Source organism: Candidatus Nitrohelix vancouverensis, assembly GCA_015698305.1.
In the GTDB taxonomy this organism is placed as follows: domain Bacteria; phylum Nitrospinota; class Nitrospinia; order Nitrospinales; family VA-1; genus Nitrohelix; species Nitrohelix vancouverensis.
The window spans coordinates 2,821,173-2,847,412 of record CP048620.1 but is presented as its reverse complement, the minus strand read 5'-3'; the positions used below and the strand labels follow the sequence as shown (position 1 = coordinate 2,847,412).

The following is a 26,240-nucleotide window of genomic DNA, read 5'->3' as shown; positions in this document are numbered from 1 at the left end:
GCCTCTGGATGGGGTTTGGAAAATGTAAAAATTCCTGATAGAGTCGCAGGCATCTTTTTTATTTTTTGACGACCGCTTTCATTTCAATATGCCCCTTACAAATTTCGTCCACCTTCATCTCCACACCTCTTACAGTCTTCTCGATTCTTCCCTAAGACACGATGCCCTGTTCAAACGAGCGGCGGAGTACAACATGCCCGCCGTCGCCATGACGGATCACGGGAATTTGTTCGGCGCGGTGGAGTTTTACAATGCGGGGAAAAAGCACGGCGTGAAACCGATCATTGGTTGCGAAGTCTATGTGGCGCCGGAAAGTCGTCTCGAAAAAAGTTCAAAGCACGATCTTCGGGACGCATCGTATCACCTGATATTGCTGGCTGAAACGGATCAGGGTTACAAAAATCTGCTGAAACTGGTCACAGCGGGCTATCTGGAAGGTTTCTATTACAAGCCCCGAATCGACAAAGAAATGCTTGCCGAATACTCCGAAGGCCTGATCGCCCTCAGCTCCTGCGGTCGCGGCGAGGTGGCGCATAACGTGTACAAGGAAAATATCCCGCGCGCGATCAAGGTGGCGTCGCAATACCGGGATATCATGGGCGAAAATAATTTCTTTCTGGAATTGCAGTATCACAAACTCGAACATCAGGAACGGATCAATAAGGAATTGGTTCAGATTGGCGACAAGCTCTCCATTCCCGTTGTGGCGACGAACAATTGCCATTACCTCGACAGAAAAGACTTTCGGGCGCACCAGATCCTTCTGTGTTTGCAGACGGGGAAAACGATCAGCGATCCCTACCGAATGCGCTACGACACCGAAGAGATGTATTTCAAGTCCACCGAAGAGATGGCGGCGATTTTCAAACACGTCCCCGACGCGATAGAAAATACGGTGAAAATCGCCGAGCGTTGCAATTTGCATCTGGATTTTGACCAGATCAATTTACCGGACTACCCGATCCCCGAGACCTATACGCTGGAAGGCTATCTGGAGGAAATGACGCGGAAAGGGCTGGAAGATCGACTGGAAGTGATGCGGCGCTGTGGTCAGGAGCCTGATGAAGAACGCTATAAAGAGCGACTTGAAGAAGAACTGGGCATCATCAAGCGCATGGGCTATCCGGGATACTTTCTCATCGTCTGGGATTTCATACGCCACGCGCGCGAACGAAAAATTCCTGTGGGGCCGGGGCGCGGTTCTGCGGCGGGCAGTCTGGTGGCTTACGCGTTGACCATCACCGATCTGGACCCTCTGCCTTACGGCTTGATGTTTGAGCGGTTCTTGAACCCGGAGCGGGTCAGCATGCCGGATATCGACATCGATTTTTGTATGGACGGGCGCGAAGAGGTTATTCAGTACGTTACGGAGAAATACGGCGGTTCGCAGAACGTCACGCAGATCATCACCTTTGGAAGCATGAACGCCAAAGGCGTATTGCGCGATGTGGGCCGTGTGCTGGATATGCCCTATGGCGAAGTCGACCGGATCGCCAAGCTGGTGCCGGATCGGCTCAACATCACCCTGGACGCGGCGTTTAAGGAAGAGAACAAGTTTGGGGAACTGCGCAAGGAAAGCGAACATGTAGAGGAACTTCTTGAAATCGCTCAAAATCTTGAAGGCCTTCCTCGCCATTGTTCGACCCATGCCGCGGGCGTGGTGATCTCTTCCAAACCGCTGACACAATTTCTCCCGCTCTATAAAGGCAGTAATGATGAAGTCGTGACCCAGTTCTCCATGGGCAATGTGGAGAAACTGGGCCTGCTCAAGATGGACTTCCTCGGCCTGCGCACCTTGACGGTGATCGACAATGCCCTGCGCCTCATCCGGGAGTCGACCTCCGACGATATCGACATCAGCCTGATTCCCACGGACGATAAAAAAACTTACGAACTGTTGTGTTCAGCCCGCACCCTTGGCGTCTTTCAACTGGAAAGCGGCGGTATGCGCGATCTCTTGAAGAAGATGAAGCCGGACTCTTTTGAAGACATCATCGCCCTGCTTGCCCTGTATCGTCCCGGTCCGCTGGAAAGCGGCATGGTGGACGATTATGTGAAACGCAAACATGGGGTGATGGCGGCGCAATACGAATTGCCGCAACTCGAAGGCATTTTGAAAGAAACGCACGGCGTCATTCTGTATCAGGAGCAGGTCATGAAAATCGCCAGCGTGTTGTCCGGCTACAGTCTGGGCGAGGCGGATTTACTGCGACGCGCGATGGGTAAGAAGAAGGCGGAGGAAATGGCGGCTCAGCGGCAACGTTTTCTCGAAGGCTCGCATTCCAAATCGATCCCAGAAGACAAGGCGAAGAAAATTTTTGACCTGATGGAAAAGTTCGCGGGCTACGGATTTAACAAATCCCATAGCGCCGCTTATGCGCTGGTTTCCTACCAGACCGCTTACCTGAAAGCGCATTACCCCCTGCAGTTTTTCGGCGCCCTCATCACCAGCGATATGGACAACACCGACAAGGTGATTCGCTATATCAACGATTGCCGGGAAATGAAAATCGAAGTGCGGCCGCCCGACATCAACGAGAGTTCCTGGAGTTTTTCCATTGCGAACGGGAAATTATTATTTGGTTTGGGCGCTATTAAAAACGTCGGCTCGGCGGCGATTGAATCCATCATAGGGGTTCGCAAGACGGCGGAGCGTTTTTCTTCCCTGAAGGATTTCTGCGAGCAGATCGATTTGCGCGCCGCGAACAAGCGGGTGATCGAAAGTCTGATCAAAAGCGGAGCCTGCGATTCACTCGGGCAAAGCCGCGCGTACATGATCAAACATCTTCCCGAAGCGATGGAGATGGCCCAGGCAAAGCAGAGGGATCGCTTGATGGGGCAAAGTAATATGTTCGACGCATTTGAAGACGAAGCGTCGGCTCCCGATGAGCCGGATAACGAGGAACGCCTGAGCGATGAAGATCGTTTGCGTTACGAAAAGGAGACGATCGGTTTTTATATTTCCGGTCATCCTTTGAATAAGTATGAAAAGGAAATCCACTGGTTTTCAGACGCCGCATCCGCCACGATCAGCGACCACAAGGGACAGACCGTTCACATGATCGGACTGCCCGCAAAAGTGACCGTCAAGAACACAAAGAAGGGCGATAAAATGGCTATCGTTCTTCTGGAAGATTTACAAGGTTCGGTCGAGGCGATCATCTGGCCTGACTTATATGTCTCCGTTGAACAATTGCTGGCTGAAGATGCGCCGGTCTGGATTCGCGGCAAAGTCGATGCGGAGGGCAACACGCCGAAGCTGATCGTTGAGCAGATTTGTTCTCTGGATGATGTGAAACAGAACTGGAAGGGAACGATTCATATTCATATTCGAACTCCCGGACTGGAAAGGGCGATGATGCTGTCTGTTCGCGATGCGCTTGAAAAAAATCGGGGCAACAATGAAGTGGAAATCCATTTTATCTTCCCAGACAACAAGCAACGGACGGTGACGGTTGGCCCGCATCTGAAAGCGCGCGCATCGGATGAAATCGTTCAGGAAATCGAAGAAATTCTAGGCGAACACTCCATTCATTTTGAGTGAGCGCCTCTCTTTCAGATCAGTTTCGCCTGGCGCCGGATGCGTTCCACAAGGGACTGGATATCGTTTTCGTTGGGGGACAGGGGAATGGACAAGCGCCGGTCCCCGCTCCCTTTCAAGTCGATATAGGGGATGAAGGGTTTGGCGACGAGGATGCCGGGCAGGAAAAAACGTCTGCTCAGTTCAACGGACTGGACGGAAGCCCATTCCATCCATGCTTTGGGGTTTTGACCGGGAAGATGGATTCTTGAAAAATGCAGGGCGAGTCCCTCATTTCCAAGCGTCGTGAAATAACGGCGGGGGAATATGTCTCGATTCTGGACCATGAGTTGCAGGGCAAAGGTGAATCCCCAGAGGAAACTTGAAGAAACGACAAGGGTGACGATGGCCATGATCCATGTCACATCCGATCCGGTGAGAACGAATACCGGGAGCAGGATGAGAATCAACATGAAAACCAGAGCCGGCGCTATCATCACTGCGCCAATCCAGTGAAAGCCAAAGACGGGAAGCCCTTCGGCAAGGACCAGAGTCAGATCCGGGCGGACGGCGTACAGGGATGGCGTTTCCGGGTCTTCGAGGTCGATCAGCGCATCGTGCCCGGTTTCATAATCCTTGATTGCCCACTGTGGTTGCTCCATAACGAATTTCCTGAGTATTAAAGTGTGATTTGATTCGGGTTGTTTTATCAAATTGAATGATAAAATGGTAAACTAAATTTCACCTGTTTTTATTGACGAGTTTGTCGAGGGCGGTCGCGCTCTCGAATCTTAGCATTTTATCCAACCCATTTTTTGGCGGTCCTTACGTTTTTATGAATTCAAAATATCAAGTTAATTCCTCCATTCGCCCGTATCATAAAGTCCTGTCGAATGGATTGACGATTGTTACCGTGGAAATGCCGCACGTTCACATTCTGGAAGTGGCCATGTTCGTGCGCGCCGGATTGAGGTTTGAAAACGAACGCAACAACGGCGTTTCGCATTTTCTCGAGCATATGTTGTTTCGAGGTAATAAAGAATTTCCCGACTCGGTTTCATTGAACCGCGAGTTTGAAATGATCGGTCGCGAATTGCGCGCATCGACTCTCACGGAATATACTTATTATGGCTTCAATCCGCACCTGACCCAGTTGGAACGCGGCATGGAGATTTTCTCACATTTTTTTGCAGAGCCAACTTTTCCTAATATCGAACTGGAACGGCAGATCATTCTGGAAGAGTATCTCGAAGAACTCAACGAAGACGGCGTCAACGTCGACATCGACAATCAGGCCTGCGAATTGCTGTATCCAGGAACGCCGCTGTCCTGGCCGACCATAGGTAAAGAAAAGACGATCACCGCAATCGACAAGAAAATGCTGGAAGATTATTTTAAAATTTTCTATTCACCTGAGAATATGATTTTGGCCGTTGCCGGGCCGGTGACGCACACTCCTGTGGAGGCGATGGCGGAAAAACATTTTCTCAGGATCCCCAAACGCGGCAAGCGCGTGCCGAGAGACGTCTTCGTTGGCACGCTGGAAGAGAAGCAAAACAGGCCGGCATTCCGTTTCCAGTTCGACAGTGACAGTCAGGTACAGTTGCAGATATGCTTTCGAGCGGTTTCCTACAACGACCCGGAATATTTTCAAGTGTGTCTGCTTCAACGAATTTTTGACGATGGCGTGACCTCTCGATTGCAACAGGCTCTTCGTGAAGATCGCGGCCTTGTTTACTCTGTGGAGTGTCGGGCGACCAGTTCCTCGGACACGGGCACGCTGGATTTTGACGTCATGGTGAGCAAGGAAAAAATTCTGGAAGTGGCGCGCGTGTTGTTTCGCGAGATCAAAACCTTCATCAAGGAAGGCCCTTCGCAGGAGGAGTTGAACCACGTCAAGCAACGTTATTTTTATGAACTGGATTTTGATCTGGATGATCCTTATAAACAAAACCTGCGTTACGGTTTCTCCAAACTGTATTCGCAGGACCTGGGGCCGGAAGAAGAATGGGATCGCGTCAATGAAATCACAACCGAAGACATCTGGAATGTGGCTGGAAAAATTTTGATTCAGGAAAAGCTAAATGTTATTGTTGTCGGCCCTTTTAACGATGAAATCAAAAAAGAAATTGAACGGATTGTTTACGATTATTAGCGAAAGTCGAAAGCTGTTTGCCGGACTGCTTGTTGTTTTTACCCTCGCGGGTTGCGGCGGTAATGTGGAAAGTTGTCTTGAAGAACAAACCTGCGGACCCGTGATCGAAGTGCCAAAAAGCGCAAGCGCGCTTCCTCTCGACCCTTCCGATACTTTCTGGACTACGGATTCGCGTTTCACGCTGGTGGAGTTAGGCCCGCAGATGATCACCAACCCCAAATGGCCGGATCCGTCGATCAAGAATGTGCGCATCGCCGCGGCAAGGGATGGGGAAGACATCGCTATTTGTCTGGAATGGGACGACCCCACGCGCGACCGGACTTTTGGCATTTCTTCGTTGTACATAGATATGGCGGCGTTGATGTTTCCGCTTTCTCTTCAGGGCGAGTTTCCCGCCATCACGATGGGGGAGCCGGGAAAAATGGTGAACATCTGGCAATGGAAGGACCCGCAATCTCCCGAAAGCGTTCGCAGTGAGCGCGCCGGACATGTCAAATCCAAAAGCGAATTCCCGATTGTCGTTGAAGATTTGAATGCGGAAGGTTACAGCACCTTAACCGAGCAGGATGAGCAAAACGTTCAGGGCGGCAGTTTCTGGAACGATGGAAAATGGCGGATCGTTTTCAAACGACGCATGGACACCGGCGACGATAACGACGTTCAGCTCACGGGTTCAAGTCTCATGGCCGTCGCGGTCTGGAACGGAGCCAATCGCGAGCGCAATGGACAAAAAGGTCTGGTCGGCTGGTTGTTGCTTAAATTTGTCTGAAACGGCGGGTCAGTCTGCGTTTTCGTCGAGGTATTTTTTTTCCAGATTGGTTTGGAATTTCAGAAACAGCTTCTGAAATTGCGGGACAAGTTTTTCTTTAAGCTCTGGCGGCACCCAGTTGATTTTATCAACCGGCCACTCTTCGACTTTCTTAATCTCCAGACCATATTTCTGATAGGCGCCTTCGAGGGCTTCTTCAAAGCCATAGACAATGGCGTTGGAATAGATTTTCAGGAACCATTCTTCCGCCACTTCGGCGCTACGTATCCCCCCCAGAAATTCCTTGAGCAAGGGTTGCATGATGGCGTCCGCATGTTCCTTGAAATCTTCGGTCAAGGCCCCATAAAGGGTGTAGTAAAGAATCAGAGTGTCCTGCAATAGGAATTTTGTTTCTGCCATGTCCTTGATCATTGGCGGACGGTTCAGGTCGAGAACTTCTTTCACAACCTTGATTTTTCGCACAGCGTCGTAAATGATCGACTCTTCCCAGGACGTGATGTTCCAGACAAAAAACACTCGCAAATAGTGCACACGCTTGCTCTGATCCCACATTTGCAGAGAGGTTGTCGGTTTTAGATTGTTGGTGTAGGGAATCTTTTCTCCCCACTGCGGGTCGACGAAATTGAATCCGTAAGCGTCCAGCGTTTCCTTAAGAACCTGATGATAGGTGATCATCAACAATTCAAAGTTCTTGGGATCATCGAGGCGGGAATTTTGTGGAACATTGACGATGCTGTAAAGACGAGTCACGTTGGAACGGGCGATTCCTTCGTCGTTGGCGACCATGTACGAACCGCCCCACATGCCCGCCGTCATGGGAATGTCTATGAAATGTTCCTCGAACAATCGTCTGGAAACGGTCTGCGCGATGTGCCCGTACAGTTTGTGCAGGTAGTAGAGGTTTAATCGCCCCTCCCGGTCCAGTATCTTTCGATTTACCTTGATTGATTCCACAGTCATAGAAAACGCTTGAAGAGAACGTCCCCCTGCGATATGCAGGGGGACGTTCGAAAAGTCTCACTAGTCGGTTACAGCCCCGCGGGATGCGGAGGATACCAGTTTGGCGAATTTCGACAAAACGCCTCGGGTATACTTCAGCGCTGGAGCCGACCATTGTTTTCGCCGCGCTTCGAGAGTCGCGTCATCCAGTTTGACTTCGAGAATGCGGTGTTCAATATCGATGACGATGGGGTCGCCTTCCTGGAGCAAGCCGATGGTTCCGCCGACCTGCGCTTCCGGCGCGACGTGGCCGACGACCAGCCCATGCGTGCCGCCGGAGAATCTGCCGTCGGTGATGAGTCCGACCTTGTCGTCGAGTCCCTTGCCCACGATTGCGGCGGTGGGCGCCAGCATCTCTCGCATGCCCGGACCGCCTTTGGGACCTTCATAGCGAATGACGACGATGTCTCCGGCCTTGATTTTATCGCTGATGATCGCATCGAGACATTCTTCTTCCGATTCGAAGATGCGCGCCGGGCCTTCAAGGCGTTTGACTTTCACGCCGCTGGTTTTGGCGACAGAGCCTTCGGGGCTGAGGTTGCCTTTCAGGATCGCCAGATGGCCTTCAGGTGAAAGCGGTTTTTCAATCGGTAGAATAACGTCCTGATCGCTGGACGGCATGTCGGGAATGTCCGCCAGATTTTCCGCGATGGTCTTGCCGGTGACGGTCATGCAGTCGCCATGCAGGAGGCCTTTGTTCAAGAGCATTTTCATGACTTGCGGGACGCCTCCGACGCGGTGCAGATCGACCGCAACGTATTTGCCGGAAGGGCGCAGATCGCAGAATCGCGGCGAACGCTGACGAATCGTTTCAAAATCGTCGATCGTGAGGTCGACGTTGACGGTGTGCGCGATGGCCAGCAAATGTAAAACCGCGTTGGTCGAGCCGCCCAGCGCCATGATGACGGTGATGGCGTTCTCAAAAGCCTTTCGTGTCAGAATATCGCGCGGGACAATATTTTTCTCGACAAGTTTCAGCAGGGCGCGCGCGCATTCCCCTGTGTTGAGTTCTTTTTCCTTGTCCTCGTTGGCCATGGTGGAGCTGTAAGGAAGGCTCATTCCCATCGCCTCGAAAGCGGAGGACATGGTGTTCGCCGTGTACATGCCGCCGCAGGAACCGAATCCGGGGCAGGCGTTCTTTTCAATTTCGGCCAGATAATCGTTGTTGATCGTGCCGGAGCTTTGTTGTCCCACTGCCTCGAAAACGCTCACCACGGTCAGGTCGCGTTCGCCGAGCTTTCCGGGTTTGATAGTGCCTCCGTAAACGAAAATACCGGGAATGTCCATACGCGCCATGGCGATCATCGCGCCGGGCATGTTTTTATCACAGCCGCCGATGCAGATGACGGCGTCCATATTGGCGCCGCGACAGGCCGTTTCGATGGAGTCCGCGATCACTTCCCGGCTGACGAGGGAGCATTTCATTCCCTCGGTTCCCATAGAAATACCGTCGCTGACGGTGATCGTGCCAAAGGTTTGGGGCATGCCGCCGGATTTGCGGATTTCCGCCGCGGCGACATCGGCAAGTTTACCAAGGCCGGCGTTACAGGGCGTGATGTCGCTCTGTCCGTTGGCGATGCCGACGATGGGTTTGTTGAAGTCTCCGTCCTGAAAGCCCACGGCGCGTAGCATGGCGCGGTTGGGCGCGCGTTTGTCACCCTGGGTGACGACTCGGCTTTTACGATTCAAAATGGGGGGCGTTGTGTCGCTCAAAATTAACTCCTGTGGCGCAAAAATGGTGAATTTGGATTAATTCCACAAGTATATCTTTTTACCTGCGGATAACAAAAATTTTTTTAAGGCGTTTCCTGGCGAAGCCGGGGTTTGCGATGGTAGCCGCGTTCCCCCGTTACATGCTCGATGGCGTAGTATTGGTAGGCGTCGGAGGGGGTGGTTTGAACGACGCCGCGTTCAATTTTGATGTTGTGACGAAAGGGCATGAGCGGCGTTTTGCCGTCGCCGGACCAGGCTTTCAATTTTTCCTTTCCGGTTCCGAGAAATGGCAGGCGTAAAAATTCAGGGAGTCGGTAGACGCGTTGCGCATAGAGATAATCCAGACGCAGGAGGTCGAATTCCAGCGGACTGGCGTGTATCTCAAATGCGTCGTGAAAAATCCGGTACTGGGCGTCGAGAGACAGCGCGGAGAAAAACAGGTTTCGCGATTCCATGACCTCGATCAGCCGATTGATAATCTCGCTTGCCTTGAGTCGTTCCATCTGACGCTGAAAAGAAAAATAGAAGCGTTTGGTGTTATAGAAAAGGTCAAAGGCTTCCTCGAATTTTTTCAGATAAACAACTTCCTCGGCTGAAAGCTGATTGTGGCAGATCAATTCATAAGGCGGCGTGGACTGATATTGATAACCGTGCGGTTCGATGTCCTTGCAGATGGGAGAGCCGGGCAGAAATTTCAGGAACCCCAGTTGGAGTTCATGCGGTTTGAGCGAAACGATCTCTTCGAAGGATTGCAGAATGTCCTGCAAATTTTCTCCGGGCAGGCCAAAGATCAGGTCGCAGTGCAGGTGTATCGTGTCCAGCTCAATCAGGTTCTTTAAATTTTTCAGGAGCTTTTGCGCGTTCTGTTTTCTTTGGATGGCGTTCTGGACTTCTTCGTTGGTGGTCTGAATTCCGATCTCAAACTGGAACATTCCCTCGGGCACGGTCTTGAAAAATTCATTCAGTTCAGCGGACAAAATATCCCCGACGACTTCGAAGTGAAACGAGCAGTCTTCAAACTGCGTCAGCCATGACATCAATTCCTTCATCCTTTTGGGTTTCAGGTTGAAGGTGCGATCGACAAATTTGATCTGCTTGACGCCGCCCTGAATGAGAAGCTCGATTTGTTTTTCGGTGTCGGCGTCTTCAAAATAGCGAACGGTTTTATCCAGCGCGGACAAACAGAACGAGCAGAGATAGGGGCAACCTCTCGACGTTTCGAGGTACACGATCCGGTTTTTTAAATTCGGCAAATCTTCTTCGCCATAGGGCGGGAGCAGGTCGGGCAGACTGTTGCCGTAAGTTTTCCATTCCTGCAGGGTTGCGGATGAAGGCGTGAGGCCCAGGGCTGAGTGGTTGAGAAATTCCACCCACTTGTCTTCGCCTTCTCCTGCGAGCAGGGTGCAGGGCGCCTGGCTTTCCGCATCGAAAGAAACTTCGGGGCCGCCAATGGCGATGGCAATATGAGGCGCCTGTTTGTGAATTCGTTCGATCAGCTCGAACGTTTGCGCGCGGTTCCAGATGTAAATACCGAAACCCAGAATGCTCGGAGACCGGGCAAGGATTTCTGCGGCCTGTTTCCATACAGGTTGACCGATAGAGAATTCCAGGAGCCATACATTTTCATAGCCTGCGCGTCGCGCCGCGTTGCGCAGATTACGCAGACTCAATGAACTGTGAACGAATTTTGCGTTCAGCGTGACCAGGCCGATGGAAAGCGATTGCGCGGTCTCTGGCGTGTTTGAGATTGTGGATTGAGCGCTCATGAAATCAGATGCGGTTTATTTCTGACATTTCTTACAATAGAAAGTGGAACGACCCGTTTGGGTGATGCGCGTGATGGGAAACGAGCATTGCGGGCAAGCCTGTTTCTCTTTTCCATAGACGCAGAACTGGGTCGAATAATATCCCGGTTCTCCGTCGGCGTTGAAAAAATCCCGTAGCGTCGACCCGCCCGCATCAATGCTTTGTTGCAAGACAAAACGCAATTCAGCGACAAGACGCTCCCAGCGCTTGAGCGACACGCGTCCGGCTGGGGAGGTGGGGCGGATGCCGGAGCGAAAGAGCGATTCGCAGGCATAAATATTGCCGACGCCCGCAAGACGATGCGAATCCATCAGAAACGACTTGATGGATGCGGTGCAACCCTTTGCCAGAGTTTTCATGGCCTGCGCTGTCAACTCGGGCGTCATGGGATCGACGCCGAGCCGGTCGAGCAGGGGGTGTCCTTTATTTTCCGGCGCCCAGGCGACACAACCAAAGCGCCTTGGGTCGACGAAATGCAGATACAAGTTGGACTGAAATTTGAAGACGATATGCGTGTGCTTTTCTTTCGCCTCGGCAGAGTGCGACTGCGTCACCCGTCCGCTCATTCCCAGGTGCAGGATCATTGCGCCCGTTTCGGCCTGAAACAGAATGTACTTCCCCTTGCGCAAGACATTGTCAATGCGGCGCCCCTTGAAACGTTCATTCAGGTCGGCGATGGGGATCGGGTAGCGCAGATTGCTCCGATGAAAATGAATGTCTTCCAGAACCTGATGGCGGACGAGGGGGAGCAGGGCGTTTTTCAAAGTTTCGACTTCTGGCAATTCGGGCATGTGAAATCGATCCCTGAGTTAGGTAACGCGCGGCGAGCGATGCGCCGGATTATTCCGCTTTGGCGGGCGCTTTGGAAATGACCACTTGCGCCGGGCGGAGGACGCGTCCCTGCAAATAATAGCCGCGCGCATGTTCCTGAATCACGTGATTGTCTTCGTGATCGGCGGATTCGATTTGACTCAGGACTTCGTGGATATTGGGATCGAAAGGTTTGCCGACCGATTCCATAGGCTCCACGTTTTGTTTTTCCATGAATTTTTCGAATTCCTTGAGAATCATTTCAACGCCTTCGCGCAGAGACTCAATGGAAATATTGGGCGCGTTCAGAGCGCGGTCCAGATTGTCGTGAATGGTGAGCAGTTCCTTGAGCAAACGTTCATTGGCAAATTTGGAAAGGTCCGCTTTTTCCTTATCCAGTCGTTTTTTGTAATTCTCGCCGTCGGCTTTGACGCGCAAGGCCACGCCGCGCAACTCGACGAGTTCCGCTTCTTTTTCATCCAATTGTTTCTGGAGTTCTGCGACCGCATCCTGTTCGATGTCTTCCAGAACCTCGTCGACAGAAGACTCTTCAACAACTTCATCCGCGTCGAGGACTTCGGGTGATTCGTCCTGAATTTCTTCGGTTTCTGCTTTTTTCTTACTCATATAATGAAACGTCCTTTTTTACATTGGATAACACGCCAGAGACTGCCTGGGCGGTTTGATTGACAATGGATATCATGCGGCAATAGTCGATGCGCTTGGGGCCGAAAATCGCGATGGTTCCCAGGTTTTCGCCGCTGTGTCCGTAATTTTTTGCGATCAGACTGCAGTCCTCCATCTCCTCTTCCAGATCCTCGCCGCCAATGAAAATGGTGACTCCGTCCTGTTTCAGACAATGATCGAGCAGGGTGATCAGTTTTGTTTTTTCTTCAACTGTTTGCAGAAGGGTTTTCATTTTCTCCAGATTGGCGGAAAATTCCGGCGAATCCAGCAGGTGAAAGGCGCCTTCAACCAGAAGTCCGCTCTTTTCATTTTCATCTTCCATCAATTGCGCCGAAAATTTCAAAGCCTGTTGCATCAATTTATCGTAATGCGCTTTTTCGTTCTGAATCCTTCTGAGCGCTTCTTTCTTGATGCTTCGAATGGACAGTCCCTTGAACTCGCGATTGATATAATTCGATATCGAAGCCAGTTGCTCCTGAGTGACGCCCTGCTCAATGGGAATGATTTTATTCTGCAAGACGCCGAGTTCGGAATAAAACACGGCAAGCGCTTCTTTGGGGCCGACCTTGATGAATTCGATGTGTTTGAAAAGCGCATTGGAAAAACAAGGTAACATGACCAGCCCGGTCTGGTTGGAATGAGTCGACAAGCTCGCGCAGGCTCTTTCCAGTTCCTCCTGCAGATTCGGATGCGCGTTGAACACGTCGCCGGGGAGCGCATGCGACTGACTGCCTTGCGTTTTTTCGAGGTCGAGAAGGTGATTGACGAGAAAACGGTAGCCTTTGTCCGTGGGGACCCTGCCTGCGGATACGTGCGGTTGCTTGAGGTAACCGAGATCGGACAGGTCCGCCATGACGTTGCGAATGGTTGCCGGACTCAATGGCTCCGACAGATTCTTGGAAACGGTGCGCGAGCCGACGGGTTCCGCTGTTTGAATATAGTCTCGAACGACTTCTAGCAATATCACTTTGCTACGTTCGTCCAGGGCAAGAGTTGTCATTGTGTTTGCCAGTAATAGGAATCGTTAACTGATTTCAAATTATCAATCCGTCCGCGTCTTGTCAATATATCTGGCGGGGGCGGTGTTTCGACCGATGTCAAATAGCAACACGGCCTGATTCCCTTTTGAAAAATTATTCCGGTACGATCAGGGTGCCTATGCCTTTTTCCGTGAAAATTTCAAGGAGCGGGGCGTGCTTTTGGCGACCGTCGATGATATGCGTTTTGAGCACGCCTTTTTTCAAGGCGGTCAGACAGCAATTCACTTTGGGCACCATGCCGCCGATGATGACCTTGGACTTGATCAAGCGGTTCACCATCTTGGGCGTGAGATTGGTCAGCAGATTATCATCTTTGTCGAGCACGCCTGGCGCGTCTGTCATCAGGATCAGTTTTTCAGCATGAAGCGCCACGGCGATTTCGGAAGCGACAAAGTCTGCGTTGATATTAAGGGTCTCGCCGTCTTCGCCTCTTCCGGTGGGCGCGATGACGGGAATGAAGCCGCTGTTGTCCAGAACCTTGAGAATCTTGGGATTGATCTGAGTGATTTCGCCGACCAGACCCAGATCGATGATTTCAGGTCGTTCCGTTTCCGGGGATAATTTTATTTTTCGATGGCGTTTGGCTTCGATCAAGCCGCCGTCTTTTCCGGTGATGCCCACGGCGTTGCCGCCTTGCTCGTTGATCTGCGACACGATTTCCTTGTTCACCTGACCGCCGAGAACCATTTCCACGACGTCGATGGAATTCTTGTCGGTCACGCGCTGGCCTTCGACAAAATGCGAGGGAATGCCGAGAGCGTCCAAGGTCTTGTTGATCTGTGGTCCACCGCCATGCACGATCACCGGATTCATGCCGACGTACTTCATCATCACGATATCGAGAGCAAAGTTTTTCTTTAACTCTTCGGAAACCATTGCGGCGCCGCCATATTTAATGACAATGGTTTTCCCGAAGAATTTTTTTATGTAAGGCAGAGCCTCGAGCAGGACTTCGGCTTTCTGTAATCCTTTTTTCATAGCGACCTATAGAGCGTGACGATTGAGATATTCAGCTTGCACAATGAATGATAGTTATTCTCGGGCATTGTTGAGATGGGCCTAGAGAATGTAGCGACTGAGATCTTCATCCTGAATGATATCCGACAGTTTGTCCTGCACGGCTTTGCGGTCGATGGAAACAACCTGGTCTTCCAGATCGGGAGCGTCGAAGGAAATATCTTCGAGCAATTTTTCCAGAACGGTTTGCAGGCGGCGCGCTCCGATATTCTCCGTGCGTTCGTTCACTGTCGCCGACATGGAGGCGATCTCGGCGATGGAATCCTCGCTGAAAGTGAGTTCGATGCCTTCGGTTTTGAGCAACTCCATGTACTGTTTGATCAGCGCGTTGTCTGGCTCCGTCAGAATTCTCACAAAGTCCGATTCGGAAAGCGAATCGAGTTCCACGCGGATCGGGAAGCGGCCCTGAAACTCGGGAATCAGGTCCGAGGGCTTGGACGAATGAAAGGCTCCCGCCGATATGAATAAAATATGGTCGGTCTTGACGATGCCGTAGCGCGTGTTGACGGAAGCGCCTTCGACGATCGGGAGCAGGTCGCGTTGCACGCCTTCGCGCGAAACATCCGGTCCCTGCATTCCCTGCCGTCCGCAGATTTTGTCGATCTCGTCAATGAAGATGATGCCGCTGTTCTGCGCCCGGTCCAGCGCGTCTTGTTCGACCTTGTCGTTGTCGATCAATTTTTCGGCTTCTTCCTGTGCCAGTATCTTGAACGCTTCGGGCGCTTTGACTTTTCGTTTCTTGGTTTTTTGCGGCATGATATTGTGCAACATGTCTTTGATGTTGGCGCCCATCTCGTCCATTCCGGTTCCCATCATGTCCATAGAAGGGCCGGCTTTTTCCTGCACTTCGATTTCAACCTCGCGGTCGTCAAAGCGTCCTTCTGCCAAATAGGCGGAGAATTTTTCTCGGGTTTTTTCGTAATGCTGGCGTCCCAGCGGGTCCAGTTCCATGTTCTCTTTTTGTTTGGAAAAACCCGGCGGCGGGGGTAGGAGCAGGTCGAGAAGACGTTCTTTCGCCGCCACGCGCGCCTGTTCCACGACCTTCAGTTTACTTTCTTCCTTGACCATGGTGCGGCTCAATTCGACGAGATCGCGAATCATGGATTCGACGTCGCGCCCGACATAACCGACTTCGGTGTATTTGGAAGCCTCGACTTTAATGAATGGGGACTGAGCCAGCTTTGCCAGTCGCCGCGCGATTTCGGTTTTACCCACGCCGGTGGGGCCGATCATCAAAATGTTTTTTGGAGCGATCTCGTCGCGCAGGGCGTCGGGCAATTTGCGTCGCCTCCAGCGGTTGCGCAGGGCGATGGCGACGGCGCGTTTGGCCTTGTTTTGTCCCACGATGAATTTGTCCAGTTCGGCGACAATTTTTCGCGGGGTCAAATTGGATAAAAAATCTTCCGTTGCGTTCGCCGTTTCGGAAACGGGCGATAATGAAATATCCACTGACTATAACTCCTCAATGGTGATGTTTGAATTGGTGTAAATACAAATGGACTGGGTGATGTCCATAGCCTCCTGAACAATTTGCTTTGCGTCCAGGTCGGTGTGTTTGATTAAAGCCTTCGCCGCCGCCATGGCGTACATGCCGCCGGAACCGATGGCCAGAATGCCGTCTTCGGGTTCCACCACGTCTCCGGTGCCCGATATAATGAAGGAGCTTTCTCTATCCACAACGATGAGCATGGCTTCAAGACGTCGCAACATTTTGTCGGTGCGCCAGTCCTTCGCCAGTTCCACTGCGGAGCGGGCCAGATTGCCCTGAAATTTCTCCAGTTTCTCTTCGAATTTTGCGAACAGGGAAAAGGCGTCGGCGGTGGAGCCTGCAAAGCCTCCGATGACTTTTCCTGAATACATTCGGCGCACTTTGTTGGCGGAATGTTTCATCACGGTATTACCCAGAGTGACCTGACCGTCGCCGCCAATGGCGACCTGATCTTTCACCCGAACCGCTAAAATGGTGGTTGCGTGCATCATAGGTTAAAAATAATCTGTGAAGTTTGTCGGGAACCCAGCGGGCATTGAATAACGCTCAGATTAACATAAAAAGCTTGTTGAATCCTACACCTTTCACGGAGCAGGCCGGACGGGGCTTTTCCGTTTGATTTATTGGCTTTTTCGGCGCGCTCTGGGGTGAGCCTGATCGTAAACTTCGTTGAGTTTGTCGAGGCTCAGGTGGGTGTATTTCTGTGTGGTCGACAGGCTGACATGGCCCAGCATTTCCTGAATGGATCGCAAGTCTGCGCCCGCTTCGAGCAAATGCGTCGCAAATGAATGGCGCAGGGAGTGGGGGGAGAGATTGGAGGGCGATCCGTTGATGCGCAGGTATTTGTCGACGATTTTGCGGGTTCCTCGAATCGATAAGGCTTCGCCGCGATAGTTTAGGAAAACGGCTTCGGGGATTTCATCCAGTCTGGATTCCCTGATTTTTTCTTTTCGATAATTCAGGTAGGTTTCCAGTCGCTCTGCGGCTTTGTCGCCAATGGGAATCAAGCGCTCCTTGTCGCCCTTGCCCAGGGCGCGGACAAAGCGCGCATTCAGGTCCAGTCGTTCCAGAGTCAAGCCCGTCAACTCGCTGATACGCATGCCGGTTGAATAGAATAACTCGAGAATGGCGCGATCCCGCACTCCTAGAAAACCGTCGGATTCCGGCTGTTCGAGCAGGCTGAACATGTCGTCGACGCTGAGAAAAGACGGTAATTTTTTCGTTTGCCTGGGGCGTGGAATGCTTTTCACTACATTGCTTTCCAGTTCGCCTTCGCGTCCCAGAAATTTGAAAAAAGAACTGATTGCAGAGAGTTTTCTTGAAAGGGTTGCGGGACTGCTGGATCTTTCGTGAAGCGAAGCGACATAGGAGCGCAGAGCCAGTCGGTCGACGCGGTCGGAGCGCACCTGATCGTTTTCTATTCCATGCCCGGACTGTTTCAGGAAATCATAAAATTGATTGAGGTCGGATAGATAATTCGTGATAGTGTGAGGCGAAGCAGATTTTTCGCCTGCAAGATAAGCGGTGAATTTCTGGATGTCATTTTTCATATTAAGTCCTTTTAAAACAATATACTAGAGCGATTTAAAAGGGTCAAGCCTCAAACGATTTTTCATCTTGGAAGATTTTTTTGAAGAGTTTGGCGGTCGGTCGCATCTAAACCAATAAAACAAGAATTGTAAGGAAGGGATTATGGAGCCACCCCGCGAGGATCTGGAAGAAAAAATAAAACGCGCTCAGGACGATTTCGAAGTGATCTCGGATTTGAGAGAGAAAATGAAACTCCTGGAGGCGCATGTCTCGCAACGCAAAGAAGCGTTGGACGAGGAAATCGAAGAGAAGCTCCACGAGGCGATTCAAAACGGTCGTGATTCGCTCGAACGAATCGCCGAGAACATCGAGCCGAAACTCGAAATTCATATCAATGAGCGCTTGGAAGTGATTCAGAAGCAGATGGATCGTTTCAAAGAGGATAACGTTGAAGCGGTCCGCGAACACCTGGAGAAATCCAGGCCGGAATTCATGGAAGAACTCATGGAGAAGGCGGACGCCTCATTGGACGAAAAATTACGCGCCGGTCATGATGGCTTGAAGGCTTCGGTCAAGCTGGAGTTGAAAAAAGAGATGGAAGAAGCGGCGGCTCTGGAACGCGAGGCGATGAACAAGAAAATCGCGCTGGCGACGGCTCTGGCAGGCGCGACCACGGTGGTGGGAGTGGGGATAGTGATTACAAAACTACTCTCCTGATGTTTAAATTCCGCATTAATGGATGCGCGCTCCATGTTTCCGCGCGCCTGTCGTTGGTTTTGTCCCCTGTCAGGAAGTGGTTTTGATTCGGGTGAGAAATTTTTTGATGTCGTCAAAATTATATTCTTTGACATGCTTGTCAAGCGCATCTGCCAGGCGAGCGCCCGTCTCTCCCGTTTGCTTGATTTCCTCAAGGCATTTTTCCAACTCTGTTACGGAGTAAGTTGTTAGCGCGTCATTCATTCGGCCCAACAGGCTTTCAGGAAGGGATATGGAGGCGCTGTCGAATGATCCAAGGCCAGGCGTTCCTTGCTCCCCCTCCTCATTTTTATCTTGAGCAAAGTCAAATTCGACGTCGAGGATTTCCACGAGGCATTCAGACAGGATTTCCGCTGAAAAAGGCTTGAGGATGAAATATTTGAATCCGCTCTCTTTGTAATTCGCCCGGAGGTCGCTGAATACAGAGGTTGTGACGCAGACGATTTTGGGATCGTCGGCTGAAAATTCATCCATGATTATTTTTGTCGCTTCGATGCCGTCCATGACCGGCATGTGAATATCCATAAACACCAGGTCCGGGCGGTGTTCCCTGTACCTGTCTATCGCTTCCTGACCGTTTACTGCGATGATTGTTTCGATTCCATAATTGCGCAGGAAGATGTCGAGGACTTTTCGGTTGAGTTCATTGTCGTCAACGACCAGAGCCGTGACTTTGTATGAATCCAGTACTTTCGATATGGTTAGTTTTGTTTTTGGCGCGTCGATCGTCTGCAGAGCTTTTTTTATCTGCAAGGTGAAATAAAATCGCGCTCCTTTGCCCGCCTCTGATTCCAGAGACAACTCTCCTCCCATCATTTCGATTTGTTTTTTTGTGATCGACAGGCCCAGTCCGGTGCCGCCTTTCTTTATCCCCTCGTCGCCCTGTTGGAAGGGCTGGAACAGTTTCTTTTGCGTCTCTGCAGTCATGCCTGCGCCCGTATCTATCACCTCAAAGCGGTATGCAAGGATAGTGTCCGATTTCGATTCCACCTCAACCATGCGCAGGGTAACGGAGCCTGCATCTGTGAATTTGCTGGCGTTGCCGAGCAGGTTGATTAGTATCTGCCGCATTTTTGTTTCGTCTGCGTGGACGGGTATCGGGTCTTCTCCCAATCCCTCAATGTTCCACTGCAGGCCTTTTTCCTCGCATTTCATCTGAATCATCGGAACGATGCTGGCGACCAGTTTTTGAAGGTCGAAATCATTTTCGCTGAGTTCGGTTTTGCCCGATTCAATTTTGGAAATATCGAGAATATCGTTGATGAGCAACAGCAAATGATTGCCGCTCTCCATGATGGTGTTCAGCTGTCCTTTTTGCTCCGGGGACAGGGACGCATTGCGTTTGAGTATTTGCGCGAAGCCGAGGATTGCATTCATAGGTGTGCGAATTTCATGGCTCATGTTCGCCAGAAAAATACTCTTCGATTGATTGGCGAGATTGGCGGATTCTCTGGCCCTTGCCGCCTCTTCGATCTGGATCGCCAGTTCAGCGTTCGTTTTTTTCAAGGCCTCCTGGGCGGCCAAAAGCTCTTTATTCTGATTGACGGCGCCTTCATAGGTCGAGAGCAGTAAGTTGAGAATTTTTCTGCGGTCCGAGACGACAGAATGTTTTTTGTCTGCATATTCAAATTCGAAAGGACGCGCTGTTGTTCTTTTGTCTTCCTTGGAATCCTGCGTCGACAAAACCATTTTAACGCGGGGCAGGATGGATTGGCTGTTGTAAGGTTTGGTGAAGAAATAGTCAGTGCCGGAAGAAAGGCATTTCAACAGGTTATCAATACCGGTCAGTGATGTGACGATGATGATGGGAAGATTCTTGGTCGCCGGATTGTCTTTTACGCTGGCGCATAATTCAAAGCCATCGAGACCCGGCGTGTGAATGTCTGTGATGACCAGGTCCGGTGGAGCCTTGATAATGGAATCGAGAGCCTCTTGCCCGTCATTCAGAACCCGTACCTTATAGCCGCCTTTTTCCAGTATGTTGGTCAGGATGATCGCCTGAGCGCTGCTGTTCTGGACGGCGAGGATTTGAATGGGCTGGTTCACGGCGGCGCTGCTACCCCATGATGGATGTGTTTTTAATTATTTTAAGCTGTAACTGTATATTCTACAGAGATAGAAAAATTCCGCAAGCATTCCCACCGTGGCTCCGGCGCTTTCATTATGTGAAATTAAATAGATGGAGGAGCCCGCCTGAGAGATGAATCAATTATCGTTACAAAGTAGAAAAAATCAGGTGACCAGCCAGAACAGGAAAAACATCAGCAGACAGGAGAGAATGACCTGAAGCGCAAAATTGAACTCTGGCCCAGTGTAAAGAATCAAAACCGTGCAGGCGCACAGAATCAGAAAGGCGAGAACGAGTCGCGTTCGTTGCCCCAGAACAGGTTTCAGCATGATGATCTATGGGGGTGGTCGTGAGCGCTCAGGACCGGAAGAGGGCGTCCAATCATTTGAAAATCCGCTTCAGCTCTTCGATGATAAAGATATCTTCCGCTTCTTCCAGTACCGCTTTGCCCGTCATCAGTTCCTCGTTATTAAGCGCATCGTCGGGCGCGGTCAGAGTCCGCTTGTATTCCAGGCGCGGGTAGGTGTTGAAATATTCTTCGATATCGCTTTGCTTGAAGCGGAGCTGAATTTCCTTCCTGAAATTATCCAGCCGATCCTTAAGGAAGCGACTTTTCTCCAGAGCGGTCTGGAAATTATCCTCAGCGGTCAGCGCATAACTCAGTTGAAACGACTGAATGCCCGAAGATTTCTGGGCGAGGCTGTCCATCTCGGCGGGTTGCAGGAATTTTAATTTCCGATTCAACTCCTTCAATCGAAACAATTCCGCGCAAAACTTCTGCCCCAGCACATAAGACAGGGCCGCGTAAATACCGTGGCTGTCGGCAATGATCTGAGCTTCGTCGCAATAGTCTTTTATTTCGCAGGCATCCATAAGTTTTTTAACGAGTTAATGGCCCCCTCATTATTTCAGATTCTGGATTTAAGTAAATAGTTATTTTTTATGCAGGGCAAACAGGCATGGGAAAATAAGCAAGGATGAGAGCCCGCCGTGATAAAAATCAAAACCACTGTTCGCGGTCGAGGGAGCGGTACTGGATCGCTTCAGCGACATGTTCGGCCATCACGCTTTCGCTCCCGGCGAGGTCGGCGATGGTGCGGGCGACTTTCAGGATGCGGTCGTGCGCTCGGGCGCTCAGCCCGAGTTTGTCCATCGAGAGCGACAGGATGTTTTTGGAGTTGGCGTCCAGCGCGCAATGTTTTTTCAGGAGCCGAGAACTCATTCCCGCATTGAAATAGATCGAATCTTTACTGAAGCGGTGCAATTGAATTTGCCGGCTCTGTTCCACGCGCTTGCGGATCGATTCCGAGGGTTCGCCGCTGGCCTCGTCGGACAATTCATTGTAATTGAGCGCGGGCACTTCGATGTGGATGTCGATGCGGTCAAGAAGCGGGCCGGAAATTTTAGAGACGTATTTGCGAATATCGTGCGGCGTGCAGGTGCATTCGCGCTTGGCGTCGTTTTTGTAACCGCAGGGGCAGGGGTTCATCGCCGCTACCAGTATGAAATTGGCGGGATAGGAAACCGAGGCGGCGGCGCGGGAAATGGAGACCTGACCGTCCTCAAGGGGTTGCCGCAGGACCTCTAGCACGTTGCGTTTGAATTCGGGCAACTCGTCGAGGAAAAGAAGTCCGTTATGCGCCAGCGACACTTCGCCGGGGAGCGGGTAACGTCCGCCGCCGATCAGCCCGGCGTCGGATATGGTGTGGTGCGGGGTGCGAAAGGGCCGGGCCTTGAGCAGTCCCTTGTCCTTGCTCAACAGGCCCATGACGCTGTGAATCTTGGTCGCTTCAATGGCTTCGTCCAATGCCATCGTCGGTAAAATTGTGGGAACGCGCCGCGCGAGCATGGACTTGCCGCTACCGGGCGGGCCGATCAACAGAACATTGTGTCCGCCTGCGGCGGCGATTTCAAGGGCGCGCTTGACCTGGTGCTGGGCCTTGACGTCTGCGAAATCGACCTCGTACTGCGATTCGGCGAACAGGTTCGCGGCGGTGTCGTCCGGCGTGGCGGCGATCTCGATCTGACCGTTCAGGTAGTCGAGGGCCTGCGGGAGCGTGGCGACGGGGATGATCTGCAGTCCTTCCACCACCGAGGCTTCGTTGGCGTTCTGAGCGGGAAGGATGAGACGTTGAACGCCTTCCTGTTTCGCGGCGGCGGCGATGGACAGGGTCCCGCGTATGGCTTTGACGCGTCCGTCGAGGGACAGTTCGCCGAGAATCAAAGTGTCCTTGAGCGCTTCCGCAAGAATGAGACCGTTGGCGGCGAGAATGCCGAGGGCGATGGGCAGATCAAAGGACGAGCCTTCTTTTTTGATATCCGCCGGAGCGAGGTTGATGGTGATTTTCTGTTGCGGCAATTCCAGATTGGCGTTGCGTATCGCGGCAGAGACCCGGTCGCTACTTTCCTTCACCGCCGCGTCGGGCAGGCCGACGATGGAAATCGCGGGCAGGCCGGGGCTGAGCGTCACCTCGACTTCCACCAGATAGCCGTCGATGCCAAGAACTGCTCCGCTGTTTAAAGACGAAATCATCTGCAATTCCTCATGCGATACGCGTTGCTACTGTTCAGCCGGGTTTTATTCCCAGTCGACAGGAGTAGTCCGCGCGGTTGAGCAGGATTTTTTGATTCGTTTCGGAAAAATACTTGTCCGTCGCCTCGCGCGCGCCCATGAAATGCCCGTAGTCGTCGATGATCAAAATGCCGCCGGGGACCAGGCGCGGGTAGAGGTGTTGCAATTCGTGATAGGTGGAGTCGTAGAAGTCCGTGTCCAGCCTCAACAGGGCAATTTTTTCCGGGGCGTTTTCCGGGATGGTGTCCTCGACCATGCCCTTCACCAGTGTGATTTTTTCTTTGGGGTAGCGGGTCGATTCGATATTGCGTTGCACGTCTTCCAGAGAAACGCTGAGCAGTTCTTTTTCCTGTTTCCAGATTTTTTGATAGGGCGAGCCGTGCAGGTCCACGTCTTTATCCGTGGGTTGCGGCATTCCTTCGAAGGTGTCGAACAGGTATAATTGCCGGGACGGGTCGTTCTGTGCGATGAGCGTGAGCGCCGCCAGCATGGAACTGCCGCCGCGCCAGACGCCGCATTCGACGAAGTCGCCTGCGATGCCGCTTTCCTGAACATAGCGCACGGCGTTGTACAGAGCGTAGCAACGCTCCATCGGCGTCATGGTGAATTTGTTTTCCCGGCTTCCGACTTGTTTGTAGAGCGCCTGGAAGGCCGCGTCGTTTTCCATGTCCGGGCGCAGGAGGTAGCGCTCCGCGTATTTTTTTATGCGACCGCGCCAGCGTTGCAACCATTTGTTCGTCAAAAGCGTCCCCTGAGTGTCTGAAGGATCAGTTATTTCTATTTCACAAAAATTCAAATCAACCTATACCAGAGGCGCATTGCGGTCAAGATTTCTCTATGCCGATTCAGCATGAAAAGCCAGCTTTTTCATATCTCTGCGTCATCGGCGAAGGGCGTGAAACTATGGGGTCAGCGTCGCAGGGCTATAAATGGCAAAAAAAGAGGGCATTTTGCCGGAATGTTTAAAGAAGAGTTCATTTTTTGTCGATAATAAGACATTATAGAGCTGTTTTTATTGCCTCAGACTGTTAAATGCCAACGTCAATGAAATCCCACCGACCCAAACATCTTCTCATCATCGGCGGCGGTCCTTTTCAGGTCCCCGCGATCAAAACCGCCAAGGCCATGGGCCTGAAGGTGGCGGTATCGGATTATAACGAAGACGCCGAGGGCATGTTGCTCGCCGATTTCTCGATTCCCGTCAGCACCCGCAACATCAATCTCACCGTGAACGCCGCCAAGCAGTTCCACAAGACCTGCGCTCTGGACGGCGTGATGACGGTGGGGACCGACGCTTCGCAGACCGTCGCGGCGGTCGCCGATGCGCTCAACCTGCCGGGAATCCCCTTTGAGGTGGCGGAGCGCGCTACGGACAAGATCAAGATGCGCCAGCGCTTGAAAGAAGCGGGCGTGAGCGTCCCGGATTTTCGTCCGGTCTGGAACCTGGAAGAGGGCAGGAGGGCGATCAAGGAAATGGGTTTGCCACTCGTTATCAAGCCTTGCGACAACATGGGAGCGCGCGGCGTTAAAAAACTGACCGCGCTGGAAGAACTGCCCGTCGCCTTTCGCGAAGCCAAGGAAGCGTCCATCAGCGGCAAGCTGGTGATCGAAGAATATATGGAAGGCCCGGAACTGAGCCTCGACGCTCTGGTGTTCAACGATCAGATCGTTGTGACCGGCGTCGCCGACCGAATCATCGAGCGCTCGCCTTATTTTGTCGAAGTCGGACACACCATGCCGTCGGTTCTGCCGGAAGCGGATCGCAAAGCGGCTGAAGAAATTTTCAAGAGCGCCATTCGCGCGATAGGGATCAATATCGGCGCCGCCAAGGGCGATATCAAAATCACGTCGGACGGAGCCAAGGTGGTGGAGATCGCCGCGCGTCTGAGCGGCGGCTGGATGTCGACCTATACTTACCCGCTGGCGACGGGGGTGAACCTGATCAAGGCGGCGATACAGATCGCGATTGGAGAAACCCCGGATCAACTGGAACCGAAGAAGACATTATTTTCCGCCGAACGCGCTTTGATTCCGCAGTCGGGAAAAATTCTGTCGATTCAGGGTGTGGAAGAGGCGCGAAGAATAAAGGGCGTGAAAGAAATCATCCTCATGAAAGAGGCGGGGGATACGGTCGAGGATATCAAAAGCAATCTGGGCAAGACGGGTTATGTGATCAGCGTCGGCAAGACGCGGGAAGAGGCCATTCGCGTTAACGACGAAGCGCGCGCCTGCATCCGCATTGAAGTCGGCGCGGAAGCCAAGCTGAGTTGGGACGCGATTCGCAATAACGCGCGCAAGAAATTCTACGTCGCCTGCAAGGCCTGCGTGGTCTGCGACGGCGCCGAATGCGCGGGCAAGGTGCCGGGCATTGGCGGCATCGGGAGCGGCGAATCCTTCACGGAAAATTTACGCGCGCTGGCGCGTTATAAAATCAATCTGCGCACGATTCACAATGTCAAGAAGCCGGATCTGTCGATTCAATTGTTCGGGCAACGTCTTTCTTTCCCCGTGCTGGCCGCGCCGATCACCGGGATGGAGACCAATCTGGCGGGCGGGATGGACGAGCGCGAATACGCGGACGCCGTGCTCAACGGTTGTCTGGGTTGCGGCACGCTGGGCATGGTGGGCGACGGCGCGAGTCCTCAGAAATACCTGATTGGGCTGGAGGCGATTCGCAAATGCGGCGGTCTGGGCATCCCCATTTTCAAGCCGCGCGAATACAATATGGATATCGTGAAACGTTTCAAGGCGGCGGAAGACGCCGGGGCCATTGCCGTGGGCATCGATATCGACGCCGCGTCTTTCAAGACGATGGCGTTGAAGTCGCAACGCGTCGCCCCAAAAACGGTGGACGAATTGCAGGAGTTGAAATCGCATTTATCCGTTCCTTTCATATTAAAGGGCATCATGAATGTGGAGACCGCTCTGGCGGCGATTGAAGCGGGAGCGGATGCGATTGTCGTTTCCAATCATGGCGGTCGCGTGATGGACACCATGCCGGGAACGGCGGAAGTGCTTCCTGAAATTTCCAGCGCGGTTGCCGGCCGCGTCAAGGTCATTGTTGACGGCGGCATTCGCGAAGGCGTGGACATTCTGAAGATGCTGGCGCTGGGCGCGGATGCGGTGATGATCGGTCGCCCTGTCTGCATCGCCGCGTTCGGAGCCGGGCAGGAAGGCGTGGAATTTTATCTGAATCAGAAACGGGATGAACTGAACAAGGCGATGATTCTGACCGGTTGTGCGAGAGCGGATCAGGTGGACGCCTCGGTGATTGCGCGAAATTCCAAAGGAGATTTTAGATGAAGCGAG

At 52.2% G+C, this 26,240-nt stretch carries 21 protein-coding genes; 5 read left to right on the top strand and 16 right to left on the bottom strand.

The window, feature by feature from the left end; all coding sequences use genetic code 11:
* Window positions 1-88 precede the first annotated feature (88 nt).
* Window positions 89-3,544 carry a DNA polymerase III subunit alpha gene (dnaE, locus tag G3M78_13115; protein ID QPJ66282.1) on the top strand — a complete coding sequence of 1,152 codons (3,456 nt, stop codon included), beginning with the start codon at window positions 89-91 and terminating at the stop codon, window positions 3,542-3,544.
* An 11-nt stretch (window positions 3,545-3,555) separates the two neighbouring features.
* Here dnaE and G3M78_13110 read toward each other — a convergent pair whose 3' ends face one another.
* Entirely contained in the window at window positions 3,556-4,182 is a 627-nt protein-coding gene (locus tag G3M78_13110; GenBank protein QPJ66281.1) for a hypothetical protein, read from the bottom strand.
* A gap of 173 nt (window positions 4,183-4,355) precedes the next feature.
* Here G3M78_13110 and G3M78_13105 point away from each other — a divergent pair, with 173 nt between their 5' ends.
* Both G3M78_13105 and G3M78_13100 read left to right on the top strand, forming a co-directional pair.
* Window positions 4,356-5,675 carry an insulinase family protein gene (locus G3M78_13105; protein QPJ66280.1) on the top strand — a complete coding sequence of 440 codons (1,320 nt, stop codon included), beginning with the start codon at window positions 4,356-4,358 and terminating at the stop codon, window positions 5,673-5,675.
* Window positions 5,659-6,444, top strand: coding sequence for a hypothetical protein (locus tag G3M78_13100; protein ID QPJ66279.1), 786 nt, complete (start codon window positions 5,659-5,661; stop codon window positions 6,442-6,444). Before G3M78_13105 ends, G3M78_13100 begins: the two co-directional genes overlap by 17 nt.
* Before the next feature lie 9 nt (window positions 6,445-6,453).
* On the opposite strand, the gene G3M78_13095 is transcribed toward G3M78_13100, so the two are convergent.
* From G3M78_13095 to xerC, 10 genes are all read right to left on the bottom strand, one after another.
* Window positions 6,454-7,404 (bottom strand): hypothetical protein, encoded by a 951-nt coding sequence (locus tag G3M78_13095; GenBank protein QPJ66278.1) that lies wholly within the window; start codon window positions 7,402-7,404, stop codon window positions 6,454-6,456.
* 60 nt (window positions 7,405-7,464) lie between these two features.
* Window positions 7,465-9,156 carry a dihydroxy-acid dehydratase gene (gene ilvD, locus G3M78_13090; protein ID QPJ66277.1) on the bottom strand — a complete coding sequence of 564 codons (1,692 nt, stop codon included), beginning with the start codon at window positions 9,154-9,156 and terminating at the stop codon, window positions 7,465-7,467.
* An 83-nt stretch (window positions 9,157-9,239) separates the two neighbouring features.
* Window positions 9,240-10,922, bottom strand: coding sequence for a DUF4080 domain-containing protein (locus G3M78_13085; protein QPJ66276.1), 1,683 nt, complete (start codon window positions 10,920-10,922; stop codon window positions 9,240-9,242).
* A gap of 15 nt (window positions 10,923-10,937) precedes the next feature.
* Complete coding sequence (gene mutM / locus G3M78_13080; GenBank protein QPJ66275.1) at window positions 10,938-11,753, bottom strand: bifunctional DNA-formamidopyrimidine glycosylase/DNA-(apurinic or apyrimidinic site) lyase; 816 nt, start codon at window positions 11,751-11,753, stop codon at window positions 10,938-10,940.
* A gap of 49 nt (window positions 11,754-11,802) precedes the next feature.
* Window positions 11,803-12,399, bottom strand: a complete 597-nt coding sequence (locus G3M78_13075; GenBank protein QPJ66274.1) for a nucleotide exchange factor GrpE — start codon at window positions 12,397-12,399, stop codon at window positions 11,803-11,805.
* The gene (hrcA, locus tag G3M78_13070; protein ID QPJ66273.1) at window positions 12,392-13,459 is read right to left on the bottom strand and encodes a heat-inducible transcription repressor HrcA; all 1,068 of its coding nucleotides are present in this window, start codon (window positions 13,457-13,459) and stop codon (window positions 12,392-12,394) included. The genes G3M78_13075 and hrcA overlap by 8 nt, the downstream gene beginning before the upstream one ends.
* Before the next feature lie 133 nt (window positions 13,460-13,592).
* A complete protein-coding gene (gene argB / locus G3M78_13065; protein QPJ66272.1) occupies window positions 13,593-14,477 on the bottom strand; it encodes an acetylglutamate kinase in 885 nt (294 codons plus the stop codon).
* A gap of 81 nt (window positions 14,478-14,558) precedes the next feature.
* The gene (gene hslU / locus G3M78_13060; protein ID QPJ66271.1) at window positions 14,559-15,965 is read right to left on the bottom strand and encodes an ATP-dependent protease ATPase subunit HslU; all 1,407 of its coding nucleotides are present in this window, start codon (window positions 15,963-15,965) and stop codon (window positions 14,559-14,561) included.
* Window positions 15,966-15,968: 3 nt separating this feature from the next.
* Window positions 15,969-16,493, bottom strand: a complete 525-nt coding sequence (hslV, locus tag G3M78_13055; GenBank protein QPJ66861.1) for an ATP-dependent protease subunit HslV — start codon at window positions 16,491-16,493, stop codon at window positions 15,969-15,971.
* 132 nt (window positions 16,494-16,625) lie between these two features.
* Window positions 16,626-17,555, bottom strand: a complete 930-nt coding sequence (gene xerC / locus G3M78_13050) for a tyrosine recombinase XerC (protein QPJ66270.1) — start codon at window positions 17,553-17,555, stop codon at window positions 16,626-16,628.
* Between the two features lie 142 nt (window positions 17,556-17,697).
* Here xerC and G3M78_13045 point away from each other — a divergent pair, with 142 nt between their 5' ends.
* On the top strand, window positions 17,698-18,252 hold the full coding sequence (locus G3M78_13045; GenBank protein QPJ66269.1) for a hypothetical protein: 555 nt from the start codon (window positions 17,698-17,700) through the stop codon (window positions 18,250-18,252).
* A gap of 69 nt (window positions 18,253-18,321) precedes the next feature.
* On the opposite strand, the gene G3M78_13040 is transcribed toward G3M78_13045, so the two are convergent.
* The 5 genes from G3M78_13040 to G3M78_13020 all read right to left on the bottom strand — a co-directional run bounded on the left by G3M78_13040 (window position 18,322) and on the right by G3M78_13020 (window position 23,673).
* A complete protein-coding gene (locus tag G3M78_13040) occupies window positions 18,322-20,337 on the bottom strand; it encodes a response regulator (protein ID QPJ66268.1) in 2,016 nt (671 codons plus the stop codon).
* A gap of 186 nt (window positions 20,338-20,523) precedes the next feature.
* A complete protein-coding gene (locus tag G3M78_13035; GenBank protein QPJ66267.1) occupies window positions 20,524-20,688 on the bottom strand; it encodes a hypothetical protein in 165 nt (54 codons plus the stop codon).
* Window positions 20,689-20,740: 52 nt separating this feature from the next.
* Window positions 20,741-21,232, bottom strand: coding sequence for a hypothetical protein (locus G3M78_13030; protein QPJ66266.1), 492 nt, complete (start codon window positions 21,230-21,232; stop codon window positions 20,741-20,743).
* Window positions 21,233-21,359: 127 nt separating this feature from the next.
* Window positions 21,360-22,892 (bottom strand): YifB family Mg chelatase-like AAA ATPase, encoded by a 1,533-nt coding sequence (locus G3M78_13025; GenBank protein QPJ66265.1) that lies wholly within the window; start codon window positions 22,890-22,892, stop codon window positions 21,360-21,362.
* Window positions 22,893-22,926: 34 nt separating this feature from the next.
* Window positions 22,927-23,673 carry a macrocin O-methyltransferase gene (locus tag G3M78_13020; GenBank protein ID QPJ66264.1) on the bottom strand — a complete coding sequence of 249 codons (747 nt, stop codon included), beginning with the start codon at window positions 23,671-23,673 and terminating at the stop codon, window positions 22,927-22,929.
* A 302-nt stretch (window positions 23,674-23,975) separates the two neighbouring features.
* Between G3M78_13020 and G3M78_13015 the strand changes: the two genes are divergently transcribed.
* The gene (locus tag G3M78_13015; protein QPJ66263.1) at window positions 23,976-26,234 is read left to right on the top strand and encodes an ATP-grasp domain-containing protein; all 2,259 of its coding nucleotides are present in this window, start codon (window positions 23,976-23,978) and stop codon (window positions 26,232-26,234) included.
* Window positions 26,235-26,240 lie beyond the last annotated feature (6 nt).